The 13557-nt window shown below is 69.8% G+C and carries 11 protein-coding genes; 8 read left to right on the top strand and 3 right to left on the bottom strand.

The window, feature by feature from the left end:
* Nucleotides 1-99: 99 nt before the first annotated feature.
* The 8 genes from ctaD to AB0I15_RS26990 all read left to right on the top strand — a co-directional run bounded on the left by ctaD (nt 100) and on the right by AB0I15_RS26990 (nt 9216).
* The gene (gene ctaD / locus AB0I15_RS27025) at nt 100-1824 is read left to right on the top strand and encodes a cytochrome c oxidase subunit I (RefSeq protein WP_358101065.1); all 1725 of its coding nucleotides are present in this window, start codon (nt 100-102) and stop codon (nt 1822-1824) included.
* 67 nt (nt 1825-1891) lie between these two features.
* Nucleotides 1892-2125, top strand: a complete 234-nt coding sequence (locus AB0I15_RS27020; RefSeq protein WP_358101062.1) for a hypothetical protein — start codon at nt 1892-1894, stop codon at nt 2123-2125.
* A gap of 4 nt (nt 2126-2129) precedes the next feature.
* Nucleotides 2130-3863 (top strand): fumarate reductase (quinol) flavoprotein subunit, encoded by a 1734-nt coding sequence (gene frdA, locus AB0I15_RS27015; RefSeq protein WP_358101059.1) that lies wholly within the window; start codon nt 2130-2132, stop codon nt 3861-3863.
* Nucleotides 3856-4617 (top strand): succinate dehydrogenase iron-sulfur subunit, encoded by a 762-nt coding sequence (gene sdhB, locus AB0I15_RS27010; protein ID WP_358101057.1) that lies wholly within the window; start codon nt 3856-3858, stop codon nt 4615-4617. Before frdA ends, sdhB begins: the two co-directional genes overlap by 8 nt.
* Nucleotides 4614-5024, top strand: coding sequence for a hypothetical protein (locus tag AB0I15_RS27005; RefSeq protein WP_358101054.1), 411 nt, complete (start codon nt 4614-4616; stop codon nt 5022-5024). The genes sdhB and AB0I15_RS27005 overlap by 4 nt, the downstream gene beginning before the upstream one ends.
* On the top strand, nt 5021-5362 hold the full coding sequence (gene frdD, locus AB0I15_RS27000) for a fumarate reductase subunit FrdD (protein ID WP_358101051.1): 342 nt from the start codon (nt 5021-5023) through the stop codon (nt 5360-5362). Before AB0I15_RS27005 ends, frdD begins: the two co-directional genes overlap by 4 nt.
* Nucleotides 5363-5574: 212 nt before the next feature.
* Nucleotides 5575-8229 (top strand): immune inhibitor A domain-containing protein, encoded by a 2655-nt coding sequence (locus tag AB0I15_RS26995; RefSeq protein WP_358101048.1) that lies wholly within the window; start codon nt 5575-5577, stop codon nt 8227-8229.
* A 48-nt stretch (nt 8230-8277) separates the two neighbouring features.
* Nucleotides 8278-9216: a diacylglycerol kinase family protein gene (locus AB0I15_RS26990; RefSeq protein ID WP_358101044.1), complete on the top strand. Its 939-nt coding sequence runs from the start codon at nt 8278-8280 to the stop codon at nt 9214-9216.
* On the opposite strand, the gene AB0I15_RS26985 is transcribed toward AB0I15_RS26990, so the two are convergent.
* The 3 genes from AB0I15_RS26985 to AB0I15_RS26975 form a co-directional block, all read right to left on the bottom strand.
* On the bottom strand, nt 9217-9660 hold the full coding sequence (locus tag AB0I15_RS26985) for a hypothetical protein (RefSeq protein ID WP_358101041.1): 444 nt from the start codon (nt 9658-9660) through the stop codon (nt 9217-9219). It lies immediately after the preceding gene.
* A 95-nt stretch (nt 9661-9755) separates the two neighbouring features.
* Complete coding sequence (locus AB0I15_RS26980) at nt 9756-10526, bottom strand: SWIM zinc finger family protein (RefSeq protein WP_358101038.1); 771 nt, start codon at nt 10524-10526, stop codon at nt 9756-9758.
* A gap of 2 nt (nt 10527-10528) precedes the next feature.
* Nucleotides 10529-13534, bottom strand: a complete 3006-nt coding sequence (locus AB0I15_RS26975) for a DEAD/DEAH box helicase (RefSeq protein ID WP_358101035.1) — start codon at nt 13532-13534, stop codon at nt 10529-10531.
* Between the last annotated feature and the right edge of the window lie 23 nt (nt 13535-13557).

Below are 13557 nucleotides of genomic sequence, written 5' to 3'. Positions count from 1 at the left end.
CTCGCACGCGAATGTTAAAGAACGACTTCCCCCGCGGCGATCGTTGGCGTGGAATGGGTAGATCGGGGCAGGCAAAACTCCGCGCTGGAGGGAGCAGCCGTGACGACCGTTCGAGAGACCTCGATCGAGCAGGTCAGGCGCCGCCGTACCGGGACGGTCATCGCGTCCTGGCTTTCGACGACCGACCACAAGGTCATCGGGTACCTCTACCTGATCACCTCGTTCGGGTTCTTCCTTGTGGCGGGCGTGATGGCCATGTTCATCAGGGCCGAGCTCGCCGCGCCCGGCATGCAGATCGTCAGCCAGCAGCAGTACAACCAGCTCTTCACCATCCACGGCACGGTCATGCTGCTGCTGTTCGCCACCCCGCTGTTCGCAGGGTTCGCGAACGTGGTCATGCCGCTGCAGATCGGCGCGCCCGACGTGGCGTTCCCGCGGCTGAACGCGGTGGCGTACTGGCTGTTCCTGTTCGGCGGGCTGATGGTGGTGGCCGGGTTCTTCACCCCGGGCGGGGCGGCCGACTTCGGCTGGTTCGCCTACACGCCGCTGTCGTCCTCGATCCACTCGCCGCAGGTCGGCGCCGATCTGTGGATCATGGGGCTGGCGCTGTCGGGCCTGGGCACGATCCTCGGCGCGGTCAACTTCATCACCACGATCATCGGCATGCGGGCCCCGGGCATGACGATGTTCCGGATGCCGCTGTTCACCTGGAACGTGCTGCTGACCAGCATGCTCGTGCTGATGGCCTTCCCCGTGCTGGCCGCGGCGCTGCTGGTGCTGGAGTCGGACCGCAAGCTGGGCACCCAGGTCTTCGCCTCGGAGAACGGCGGGGCGCTGATCTGGCAGCACCTGTTCTGGTTCTTCGGCCATCCCGAGGTCTACATCATCGCGCTGCCGTTCTTCGGGATCATCTCCGAGGTGATCCCGGTGTTCAGCCGCAAGCCGCTGTTCGGCTACATGAGCCTGATCGGCGCGACCATCGCCATCGCCGGGCTGTCGATGACCGTGTGGGCGCACCACATGTTCCCCACCGGGCAGGTGCTGCTGCCGTTCTTCTCGTTCATGACGTTCCTCATCGCGGTGCCCACCGGCGTGAAGTTCTTCAACTGGATCGGCACGATGTGGCGGGGCCATCTGAGCTTCGAGACGCCGATGCTGTTCGCGATCGGGTTCCTGGTGACGTTCCTGCTCGGCGGGCTGACCGGGGTCATCCTGGCCTCGCCGCCCCTCGACTTCCACATCAGCGACACCTATTTCGTGGTCGCCCACTTCCACTACGTGGTCTTCGGCACCGTGGTGTTCGCGATGTTCTCCGGCTTCTACTTCTGGTGGCCGAAGATGACCGGCCGGATGCTCGACGACCGGCTCGGCAAGGTGCACTTCTGGACGCTGTTCATCGGCTTCCACACCACGTTCCTGGTGCAGCACTGGCTCGGCCAGGTCGGCTTCCCCCGGCGCTACGCCGACTACAGCGCGGCCGACGGCTTCACCACGCTCAACGAGATCTCCTCCGTCGGGGCGTTCCTGCTCGGGGCCTCGACGCTGCCCTTCCTCTACAACGTGTTCAAGACCGCCAGGCGCGCGCCCAAGGTCACGCTGGACGACCCCTGGGGCTACGCCAACTCGCTGGAGTGGGCCACGAGCTGCCCGCCGCCACGGCACAACTTCACCTCGATGCCGCCGATCCGTTCCGAGAGACCGGCCTTCGACCTGCACTACCCCAGGGAACAACCGGACGAGACCCCCGAGGTCGAAGAGAGCGAGACCTCCGGCGACACCCCGGAGACCCCCGAGGCGCCGCCGCGCCAGGACGCGCCCGGCTGACCCTTTCCCGAACCTGATCGCGGTGCTTGTGTGGAGATGACGTTTCGCCTATCTAAGGAGATCGGCGATGACCGGTACGAAGATTCCCTTCGATCCCGAGACGGCCCCCTGCGGGAAGAAGTCCGGCGGTGAACGTCTCCTCGACGACGACGGCTACGGCCTGGTCATCAGGGACCAGCTCTTCGACTGTGGCTGCCGGCGGATCCGTCACGAGTACCACGACGGAAGCATCCACCTGTCCGCCATCCGCCACGACGGCAAGCGGGTGAAGGACCCGATACAACCGGACCACGGGAAGTGACTCAATGATCGATGTGCTCATCGTCGGAGGAGGCGGAGCGGGCCTGCGGGCGGCCATCGCGGTCGCCGAAACGGACCCCTCGCTCACCGTGGCGGTCGTGTCGAAGGTCTACCCGATGCGCAGCCACACCGTCTCCGCCGAGGGCGGCGCCGCCGCGGTGATCGGCCTCGGTGACACGCTCGACGAGCACTGCTACGACACGATCTCCGGTGGTGACTGGCTCTGCGACCAGGACGCGGTCGAGGCGTTCGTGGCCGAGGCGCCCCAGGAGCTGATCCAGCTCGAGCACTGGGGCTGCCCCTGGAGCCGCGAGAGCGACGGCCGCGTCGCCGTCCGCCCGTTCGGCGGCATGAAGAAGATGCGCACCTGGTACGCCGCCGACAAGACCGGCTTCCACCTCCTGCACACGCTCTTCCAGACGACCCTCAAGTACCAGGACGTCATCAGGTACGACGAGTGGTTCGTCACCAGCCTCCTCGTCGACGACGGCCGCGTCCACGGTGTCGTGGCCGTCGAGATCAGGACCGGCCGGATCGAGACCATCTCCGCCAGGACCGTCATCCTGGCCACCGGCGGCTGCGGCAAGGTCTTCCCCTTCACCACGAACGCCGCCATCAAGACCGGCGACGGCATGGCCCTGGCCTACCGGGCCGGAGCGCCGCTGAAGGACATGGAGTTCGTCCAGTACCACCCGACCGGCCTGCCGTTCACCGGCATCCTCATCACCGAGGCGGCCAGAGCGGAGGGCGGCTGGCTGATCAACAAGGACGGCTACCGCTACCTCCAGGACTACGACCTCGGCACCCCCACGCCCACGCCGAAGCTGCGCAGCATGGAGCTGGGCCCGCGCGACCGGCTCTCCCAGGCGTTCGTGGCCGAGCAGCGCAAGGGCCGCACCGTGGACACACCGTACGGCCCCGTCGTCTATCTGGACCTGCGCCACCTCGGCGAGCGCAAGATCGACTCCCGCATCCCGTTCGTGCGCGAGCTCTGCAGGAGCTACCAGAACCTCGACCCGGCCACCGACCTCATCCCGGTACGCCCGGTCGTGCACTACATGATGGGCGGCGTCCACACCGACATCGACGGCGCCACCCCGATCGCCGGCCTGTACGCCGCGGGCGAGACGGCCTGCGTCAGCATCAACGGCGCCAACCGGCTCGGCTCCAACTCGCTGCCCGAGATCCTCGTCTTCGGCCGCCGGGCCGGGCTCGCCGCCGCCGAGTTCGCCAAGACGCACCGGGAGCCGGAGACGGCCGTCGTGCGGAGCCAGGGGGAGGACGAGCGCAGGCGGTTGGAACGCGCGCGCGAGGGCAGCGGGAAAGGCGAGCGCATCGCCGACCTGCGCGAGGAGATGCAGCACACGCTCGAAGGGGCGGCCGGCATCTACCGCACGGGCGACGTGCTCAGCAAGGCCGTCGACACGCTCGCGGACCTGCGCGAGCGCGCTGAGGAGGCCCGCGTCGACGACACCAGCACCGCCTTCAACACCGAACTGATCACCCTGCAGGAGCTGCACACCATGCTGGAGGTCGCGCAGACCATCGTGGCCTGCGCGCTGAACAGGCAGGAGTCGCGCGGCGCCCACCAGCGCACCGACTTCACCGCCAGGGACGACGACGCCTTCCTGGCGCACTCGCTCGTGCACCGCGCACCAGACGGCACGCCGTCCGTCGGCCTGCTGCCCGTGACGATCACCCGCTGGCCTCCCGGAGAAAGGGTCTATGGCCGTGACTGACACCACCGAAGCGGTACGGCAGGCGGCGGCCACGCGCACGATCCGGGTGGAGGTCTCCCGATATCGGCCGGGTGAGGACACCGAGCCGGTGTTCCAGGGCTACGACGTGCCGCTCATGACCGACTGGGCGGTGCTCGACGGGCTCAACTACATCAAGGACCAGCTCGACGGCAGCCTGTCCTACCGCTGGTCCTGCCGGATGGGTGTCTGCGGTTCGTGCGGCATGACCGTCAACGGCGAGCCCAGGCTGACCTGCGGCACCTTCCTCACCGAGTACGGCGAGGGCCCGGTCAGGATCGAGCCGCTGAAGGGCTTCCCCGTCATCCGGGACCTGGTCGTGGACATCGACGACTTCCTGGCCAAGCTGTCGTCCGTGCGGCCCTGGCTCATCAGGGAGGGCGAGGAGCTGCCGCTGACCACGGAGTACGCCCAGACGCCCGAGCAGCTCGACGCGTACAAGCAGTACAGCATGTGCATCAACTGCCTGCTCTGCTACTCGGCCTGCCCTGTCTACGTGCTCGACCCCGACTTCCTCGGCCCGGCCGCGATCGCGCTGGCCCAGCGCTACAACCTGGACTCGCGCGACATGGGCGACCGGTTCGACGTGCTGAACCTGGAGGAGGCCGTGTGGGGCTGCACCTTCGTCGGCGAGTGCACCAGGGCCTGCCCCAAGCACGTGGACCCGGCCGAGGCCATCCAGCGCTACAAGCTGACCGCCGCCCTGCGCTCGGTGCTGCCGTGGAGCAAACGATGACGGCCGGCGACCGGGCCACCCCGGGGGCCGCCTACCGGCCGCGGCGCGACCCCCTCTGGTTCACCCGCACCCGCGCCTACACCCTGTTCGTGCTGCGCGAGCTGACCAGCGTCTTCGTGGCCTGGTCGGTCGTGTTCACGCTGATGCTGGCCGACGCGGTGCTCGGCGGGAGCCTGGAGACGTTCGCCGCGCTGGCGGCCCGGCCCTGGATGATCGCGATCAACGTCGTCGCCCTGGCCGCGACCACGTTCCACACGATCACGTTCCTGAACCTGGCGCCCAAGGCCACCGTCGTCCGCCTGGACGGCTACCGGCTGCCGGCCTGGATGATCCAGGGCGGCAATCACTCGCTCTGGCTGGTCGTCTCGGCGGTCATCGCCTTCTTCGTCCTGCGGGGGTTTCAATGAGACGCTCGCCGGAGCCGTACCTGTGGCTGCTGTTCAGCGGCGGGGGAGTGGTGGCGGCGTTCCTGCTGCCGGTGCTCGTGCTGCTGTTCGGGGTGCTCATGCCGCTCGGCGTGCTCGACTGGCCGACGGCCGAGCACCTGCGGGGCCTGCTCGGCAGTGTCGTCGTACGGCTGGCGCTGCTCGCGGTCGCCGTGCTGTGCCTGTTCCACGCCGCGCACCGGATCCGCCACACCAGCGAGGAGTTGTTCGGCATCGCCAGGTTCGACGTGGTGATCGCGATCCTCTGTTACGGCGGCGCTATCGCAGGTGGGGTTTTCGCCGCAGGCGTGTTGTTCTAAATGTCGTGATTTAGTTACGTTTCCACAACGTACTTTACGATCCCTTTACCAAACCTCTAGCGTCCGGCATTGCACACCCCATGGCCATTGCGCCCGGTGATCCCGGGCAGAGAGGGTTCCTGGTGCCCAGCACAAAGCGCCTGTTAGCAACACTTCCCGCGGTAGCCCTCCTTGGCGCCGCGCTGTCCGTTCCCGGTGCTCATGCGTCTTCCGTGGCGAACTACGAGCCCGCGGCCTCGGACTTCTACATCAACTACGCTCCGCCGCGCGACGAGAAGGACCCGGCGGACCCCAAGGTCACCGACCAGAAGTCCCGCTCGCTCACGCCGGCGGAGAAGTTCGACCGGAAGTTCACCAGCGGCAACCCGGCCGCCGGCCGCATTCTGGCCGCCCGCGAGGCGCAGGCGGTCAAGACGGGCCGCAACCCCGCCGAGTGGATGAAGAAGGCCGACCAGACCCGTACGGCCAAGCTGCTGACGGTCCTCGTCGAGTTCAACGACCAGGCCAACGACGACTTCTCCGGGTTCAGGCGGCCGCGCACGACCAACAGCGGCGCCAACGACTGCGTGACCGAGCCGCCGGGCACGCTCAAGAACGGCCCGCTGCACAACAACATCCCCGACCCGGCCACGCTGCCGCACAAGGACAACAACTCCTTCTGGGTCGAGAACTTCAGCACCGAGCACTTCAACAAGATGCTCTACACGGACACGGGCATCACTGAGCGCGTCCGCCCCGACCTGAAGGACCCGCGCGACGGCAAGCCCGGCATCGACATCTCCGGCTTCACGATGAAGAAGATGTACGAGGAGATGTCGAAGGGCGCCTACTCCGTCACCGGCTCGGCCGTCGGCTGGATCAAGGTCCCCCACTCCGAGGCCTGGTACGGCGCCGGAGCCTGCGGGGCCGCGCCCCAGGACATGTCCGGCCACCCGGACAACGAGCTCGGCGCCCAGCAGCTCGCCATCGACTCGGTGAACGCCCTGGCGCAGGCCCAGCCCGACTTCCCGTGGGCTGACTACGACCTCGAGGACATCTCCGACTCCGACGGCGACGGCAACCACGTCGAGCCCGACGGCGTCATCGACCACCTGGTGCTCGTGCACGCCGGCAAGGACAAGTCCGCCGACGGCGGCGCCGAGGGCACCTACGCCATCTGGGCGCACTCCAGCGCGGTCGCCGGCGGCTACAAGGTCCCCGGCACCGACAAGAAGATCTCCAACTACATCGTGCAGCCCGAGGACTCCGGCGTCGGCGTCTTCGCCCACGAGTACGGCCACGACCTCGGCCTGCCCGACCTGTACGACACCTCGGGCCAGGCCAGCTCCGCCGTGGACTTCTGGGACCTGATGTCGAGCGGCTCGCACTCGGGCCCGATCTTCCAGTCGATGCCGAGCCACATGGGCCTGTGGGACAAGTGGGTGCTCGGCTGGGCGAACCCGAAGACGTTCAACCCCGGTGACGCCGGTCAGCGCGTCACGGTCGGCCAGACGTCGCGCACGCCCAAGGACACCGAGGACGGCGTCCGGGTGAACCTGACGTCCACGCCGCTGAAGATGATCGACGTGCACAGCGGCGCGAACGCCTGGTGGAGCGGCCTCGACCAGGACTGGGCCAACCTCTCGCTGACCCGCGACCTGCCCGTCCCTGCCGGGACCGATCTCAAGCTGTGGATGTGGAACAACTACGAGATCGAGGTGGACTGGGACTACGGCTTCGTCGAGGTCTCCACCGACGGCGGCGAGACGTGGACCCAGCAGAAGGTCCACGACGAGGCCGGCAACGAGGTCAGCACACCGGACGACTATCCGGACCCGAACAAGAACCTCGCGACCTTCGGCAACAAGAAGTACGGCCTCACCGGTGACACCGGCGGCGCCTGGCGGCACGACTACGTCAACCTGACGCCGTACGCCGGGCAGACGGTCAAGCTGCGGCTGTCGTACAACACCGACGCCGCCTTCCAGATGCGCGGCTGGCACGTCGACGACTTCCAGCTCACCAACGGCGGCACCGCCGTGTGGAGCGACGACGTCGAGGGCGGCGACAACGGCTGGGTGGCCGTCGGCGGCACGTTCACCAACACGAGCGGCCAGGGCTGGACCCGCAACAACGGCGAGCGCGAGATCTCCCGCTTCTACCTCGCCGAGTGGCGGAACTTCGACGGGTTCGACCAGGGCCTGAAGTACGCCTACGACACCGACTACTCCCGCGACGGGGCGTGGAAGGTGCAGAAGCTGGCCTACAACGCGCCGGGCCTGCTGGTGTGGCTGCGCGACTCGACGTACATCAACAACAACGTCGCCGACACCCTCAGGAACCCGCCGAGCCTCGGCCCGAAGGGCAGCCTGCTGGTCGTGGACTCCCACTACGAGCCGTTCCGCCGTACCGGGGTCGCGGCCGAGAAGGACCCGACGCTCAACAAGAACCTCCAGGGTCGTGTCCAGACCTCCGACGCCGCGTTCGGCTTCGGCCGGCCGTACCCGTTCAAGGAGTGCCTGGAGGCGGCGGACGAGCCGTTCAGCGAGTACTGCACGGACTTCGTCGGCGGCCGGGCCGTCTCGGCCTTCACCGACGCCAAGACCTGGTACCCGGGCCTCGAGGTGATCGACGGATCGCTCTACTACCGCGACTCCGACGCCTCGGTGGTCGTGCCGTCGAAGGGCGACCAGAGGTACACCACCCGCGTGGTCAACAAGAACGGCACCCCGGCCACCGAGCTGTACGGCCAGGTGGCCGCCGGCTCCGTGCTCGGCACCGGCAATCCCGGTGACGAGGGCAAGGCGCTCGGCGTGCAGTTCAAGCTGGTGAAGCCGCTGCTCAACAACCTGGGGGCCGTGGTCGACGTGGTCCCGCCGAAGAACTGAGTCCGTAGGGGCCGCCGGGACGTCCGGCGGCCCCTACGATTGATGACCATGAGCGAACTGCGCACCAAAGAGGAGCACACTGAGGCGATCCGGAGGGATCGCCGGGTGGCGGTGGTGGTGAACACTCGCTCGCGCCGCGGCCGGCGCCACTACTTCGAGGTCATCGACCACATCCACAATCTCGGCTTCGAGCCGTTGGTGGAGCTGTCGGTCTACAACCCCAAGAAGCTGCGCGACCTGCTCGACACGGCGCTGGCCACCAATCCCGACCTCCTCATCGTGGGCGGTGGCGACGGCACCCTTTCCTCGGCCGTGCGCCACGTCGCCCACCGCGACGTGGCGCTCGGCGTGCTGCCGCTGGGCACCACCAACAACTTCGCCCGCAGCCTGGGCCTGCCGCTCGACCTGGCGGGGGCGATCGGGGTGTTCCTCACCGGCAAGGTGGCCGACATCGACCTCGGCATGGCCGACGACCGGCCGTTCGCCAACCTGGCCAGCTTCGGGGTGTCCGTCGAGGTGGCGGGCAAGGTCAAGCCGTGGCTCAAGCGCGTCGTGGGCCGCCCGGCCTATCCGCTGACCGCGCTGACGATCCTGCCGAACCACCGGCCGTTCCGTGCGTACATCACGGTGGAGGGCCAGCGTCACGAGCTGCTCACCCACCAGCTCAACATCGCCAACGGCCGCTTCCACGGCGGCTGGCAGGTGGCCAGGGACATCAGCATCGACAACGGCATGCTGGTGGCCTACCAGCTCGGCTCGGGCAAGAAGCTGCGGCTGCTCGGCGAGACCCTGATCAGGGCGACCACCGGCCGCTGGCGCAGCATGGCGGGCGGGCCGTTCGTGGTGGGCCGGGAGATGCTGCTGGAGACCGACCCGCCGATGGCCGCCGACGTCGACGGCGAGGTGCGCCTGCGCACCCCGATCAGGCTCCGCGTGGTCCCGAACGGGGTGCGGGTCATGGTGCCCTCCGCGTTCGAGGACCGCTGATCAGGGGTCGCAGAGCCGGAGCCCGGCGTCGGCCTCCATCTGCCCCTGGCCTGTGAAGTAGATCTGACTGACGTAGCCCCACCGGTCGTTGTCGGCCATGGTCCTGGCCCACCAGTCATGGACGAACTCGCCGCCGCCGATGTTGTAGAGGCCGCCTTTGAGGCCGCACTCGTACCAGTCGTCGCCGGCTATCCAGATCCACCCGACGACGGGGCTCTCCAGCGACGTGTTCGCGTGAACCGGGATCTTTCCCCCGTCGCCCCACTCGCGGCAGATCTGGACGGTGTGCCACACGCCGCCGACGCGTTTCTGGAACTCCCGGTCGCACGGATCGTGATCGACGCGGGCCTGCGCGGGCCCCGCGGTCAGGGCCGCCGCCGTGAGGGTGACCGTCCAGGCCGCCGTCAGGGCCGCCGCGCCGCTGTGCGCCCAGGAAAATCCCATGCTCCCGCCCTTCGTCGCCGTGCACTGCTGCACACTCAAGGTAACTGAATGAATGCTCAGAGTCACGGGAGCGGAAAGTGCGGCGGGGGCGTGCGTCAGACGTCCGCCAGCCCCCGGTAGGCGGGGCCGAGCGTGCGCGCCAGGTCGCCGGGCGGCGGGAAGACGCGCAGCAGCAGGTCGGGGGCGGTCGCCGAGGGGCGGCGCTCGGGCCGGTGGGCCGTGGCGCCGGGGGCGTAGAAGTCGGCCAGCCGGTCGGCGAACGGCACGTCGGCCACCCGCAACGGGTCGGCCGCCGGTTCGTCGGCCAGCGAGCCGAGCAGTTGCTCGCGGGTGCGCCCGCGCCAGGCCAGCACCAGGAACGGGTCATCGTCGAACGACTCGGCCAGCAGGTAGAGGACGGCCGACAGGTGCTTGCAGGGAAAACCCCAGTCGGGGCACGAGCAGTCCATGTCGAGGTCGCGGGGAAACAGGTCGATCCCCAGCGCGGCGAACAGCTCCTCGATCTCCGTCGGCATCTCGCCCGCCAGGAGCTTGGCCCGGTGGACGGCCTGCGCCGCGATCGACTCCTCGATGGTGCTCCAGCGGCCCTCGTCGTAGGCCTCGATCCGGATGACGACCTCGTACGGGTCTCGCCGTGACCCCTGCACGGCGGCTCTGACCTCGCCCGCGGCCAGGTCGATGGACAGGACCTGGCCCTGGCGGGCGTAGGCGCGCCCGCGCGAGAGCCGGCCCTTGTCGCAGATGCGTTCCAGGATGTCGATGAACCGGCGCGACCACCAGGTGGAGCCGATGCTGCCGCGCCTGCTGCGGGCCTTGAGACCGCCCTCGACCTTGATCGGCCCGCCGCCGTCGTACCAGCTCGGCACGGTCAGCCCACCCCCTCGGCGGTCAGCTCGAACACCTGGCGCAGCTCCTCGGTGGACAGGTCTGTCAGCCAGTCTTCTCCGGTGCCGACCACCCGCTCGGCCAGGGCCTTCTTGCGCTCGATCATCTGGTCGACGCGCTCCTCCAGCGTGCCCGCGCAGATCAGCTTGCGGACCTGGACGTTCTTGCGCTGCCCGATCCGGAACGCGCGGTCGGTGGCCTGGTCTTCGACGGCCGGGTTCCACCACCGGTCCACGTGGATGACGTGGTTGGCGGCCGTCAGGTTGAGCCCGACGCCGGCGGCCTTGAGCGAGAGCACGAACAACATCGGCTCGGGGTCGTGCTGGAACCTGTCGACCAGGCGGTCACGGGTCTTCTTCGGCAGGCCGCCGTGCAGCCACAGGACCGGCCGGTCGAGGTGCTGGGCGAGGTAGGGCTGGAGCATCGTGCCGAACTCCGCGTATTGGGTGAAGAGCAGGGCCTTCTCGCCCTCGGCCAGGATCTCCTCCGACAACTGTTCGAGGCGGGCCAGCTTGCCGGAGCGCCCGGACAGGCGGGAGCCGTCCTTGAGCAGGTGGGCGGGGTGGTTGCAGACCTGCTTCAGCTTGGCCATGGCCGACAGGACCAGGCCGCGCCGCTCGATGCCCTCACTGCTGCCGATCTTGGCCAGCATGTCGTCCACGACGGCCTGGTAGAGCGTGGCCTGCTCGGTCGTGAGCGGGCACCACTCCTTGACCTCCAGCTTCTCCGGCAGATCGGAGATGATGGATTTGTCGGTCTTGAGGCGGCGCAGGATGAACGGGCCCGTCGCCCGCTTGAGCGCCTGGGCGGCCTGCTCGTCCTGGCGGGCCTCGATCGGCTCCTGGAACCGGGTCCTGAACCGCGACCGCGGGCCCAGCAGGCCCGGGTTGGCGAACTCCATGATCGACCAGAGCTCGGCCAGGTGGTTCTCGACCGGCGTGCCGGTCAGCGCGAGCCGGGTGCCCGTGGGGATCGACCGTACGGCCTGGGCCTGCAGTGTGCCGCTGTTCTTGATCGCTTGGGCCTCGTCGCACACGACCCGGCGCCACTCGTGCTCCTTGAGGGTCTCCAGGTCGCGATAGGCGGTGCCGTACGTGGTGATCACCAGGTCGGCGCCCGCGATCTCGGCCGCGTCGCGCCCGCTGCCGTGGTGCACGTAGACCCGCAGCCCCGGCGCGAACCTGGCCGTCTCGCGCTGCCAGTTCCCGATCAGTGACATCGGGCACACCAGCAGCGTCGGAGCCTGCGCCCGCTCGTGGACCGGCGTCGGGTCCTGCGCCCGCTCGTGGACCAGCAGGGCCAGCGTGGTGATCGTCTTGCCCAGCCCCATGTCGTCGGCCAGCACCCCGCCCAGGCCGAGCTCCGACAGGAAGCTCAGCCAGGCCAGCCCCCGCTCCTGGTAGGGCCGCAGCGTGGCGTCCAGGCCCGGCGGCGTGGCCAGGGGGGTGAGCCGCCGCTCGGCCTGCCCGGACAGCAGGTCGCCGAGCACGCCGTCGGCGTCGATCTCCAGCAGCGGCAGCTCGTCGTTGCCCTGGACGACCTCGCGCAGCAGGTCGGCCGCGCTCGCCTCACCGGCGCGACCGCCCTCCACGGCCCTGAGCGCCGCCTTGAGCTGCCGGTCGTCCAGCTCCACCCACTGGCCGCGCACCCGGACCAGCGGGACCTTGAGCCGGGCCAGCTCGGCCAGCTCCTCCTCGCTGATCGTCTCGCCGCCCACCGCCAGGTCCACGCGGAAGTCGACCAGCTCCCGCATCCCGAACCCCTGGCTCGTGGCCGCCGTCTGCGTCTTGGTCCTGGTGGTGAGCTTGAGGCCCAGCCGCGTGCGCCCGGCCCAGCGGGGGAGCTGCACCCCGAACCCGGCCGCCTGGAGCAGCGGCGCCGCCTGCCGCAGGAACCCGAACGCGCCCGCCGTGTCCAGCGCCAGCTCGCGCGGCTCGGGGACGCGCAGCGCGTGGTCCAGCTCCGGGTAGAGCCTGACCGCGCGGCCCAGCCCGGCGAGCAGCTCGCGCTCCGGCCGGCCCGGCAGCCCCGTGACCTCCGCCTCGTCCCACACCACGGCGGCCGGGACGTAGAGGCTGGGGTCGTCGGCGGCCTGCAGCGCCAGCTCGACGCGCCAGTCGTCGCTTTCCGCCGGCTCCAGCAGGCGGAAGCACACGCGCGTCGCGCCCTCGGCCGCAGCCACGGACTCGTGCCACTTCGCGAGCTCCCGGCGCAGCTCGGGGTCGTCGGGGCAGGCGGGGGCGGGGCCGGTCAGCGCGGCCAGCCAGCGCTCGCCGGGCGTCCTGGGCGGCCTGGTGACCAGGGGCTCGGTGACCGCCTGCCGGACGAGCGCGTCGGTGAACGCCTCAAGGGCCTCGCGCAGGACCTCCGCCGACGGGCGCTCGGTGCGGGAGGTGCGGCAGGCGGGCGGCATGGCCAGGGCCAGCTCCCGGAAGTACGCGGCGTCGGCCCCGGCGATGACGGGCCGCCACACGGCTCGCGCATCGTCCGGCGGCACCGCCCACATGTCCATGGAACCGCTGGGCCGGGACGGCGCTGCCTCGGGGACGGCGGGGACGGCGGGGACGGCGGGGACGAGGTCGGGGAGGACGCGGCCGTGGCGGACCAGGTCGCGGGCGAAGGCGGCGACGGCGGCCCAGTGGCGGACGGTCGCGGTGCCCGCGTGCTCGTCGAGCACGCGCAGCGCCTGGACGGTGGGCGGGACGACGGCGGGCACCTGCCACAGCCGCAGCCGGGGCCTGGTCGTCTCCGTCAGGCGGCCGGTCTCCGGCGAGGGCAGCGGCTCGGCGGCCGAACCGGGCAGGAGCAGCTCCAGCGGGCGCGCGGGCGGGTCTGCCAGGCCGAGCGCGGCGGCGACGTCCGCGGCGGCGGCGGCCCAAGGGTGCGGCCGGGCCCCGCCGGCCCCGCGTGTCGGGGTGGCCGGGCGGGGGTCGGTGGACTCTGCCCAGAAGGCGAGTCCGTCGGCCGCCCAAACCCCGTGTACCAGCACTCCGGAAGGCTACCGCGACCAGC

Source organism: Nonomuraea sp. NPDC050643, from assembly GCF_040654715.1.
In the GTDB taxonomy this organism is placed as follows: domain Bacteria; phylum Actinomycetota; class Actinomycetes; order Streptosporangiales; family Streptosporangiaceae; genus Nonomuraea.
The sequence above is the reverse complement of the archived record's forward strand: the minus strand, read 5'-3'. Positions and strand labels throughout refer to the sequence as shown.

Coding starts and splice junctions, on each gene's coding strand:
- AB0I15_RS27020 (WP_358101062.1), top strand. CDS start 1,892: ATGACCGGTACGAAGATTCCCTTCGATCCCGAGACGGCCCCCTGCGGG.
- frdA (WP_358101059.1), top strand. CDS start 2,130: ATGATCGATGTGCTCATCGTCGGAGGAGGCGGAGCGGGCCTGCGGGCG.
- AB0I15_RS27005 (WP_358101054.1), top strand. CDS start 4,614: ATGACGGCCGGCGACCGGGCCACCCCGGGGGCCGCCTACCGGCCGCGG.
- frdD (WP_358101051.1), top strand. CDS start 5,021: ATGAGACGCTCGCCGGAGCCGTACCTGTGGCTGCTGTTCAGCGGCGGG.
- AB0I15_RS26990 (WP_358101044.1), top strand. CDS start 8,278: ATGAGCGAACTGCGCACCAAAGAGGAGCACACTGAGGCGATCCGGAGG.
- AB0I15_RS26985 (WP_358101041.1), bottom strand. CDS start 9,660: ATGGGATTTTCCTGGGCGCACAGCGGCGCGGCGGCCCTGACGGCGGCC.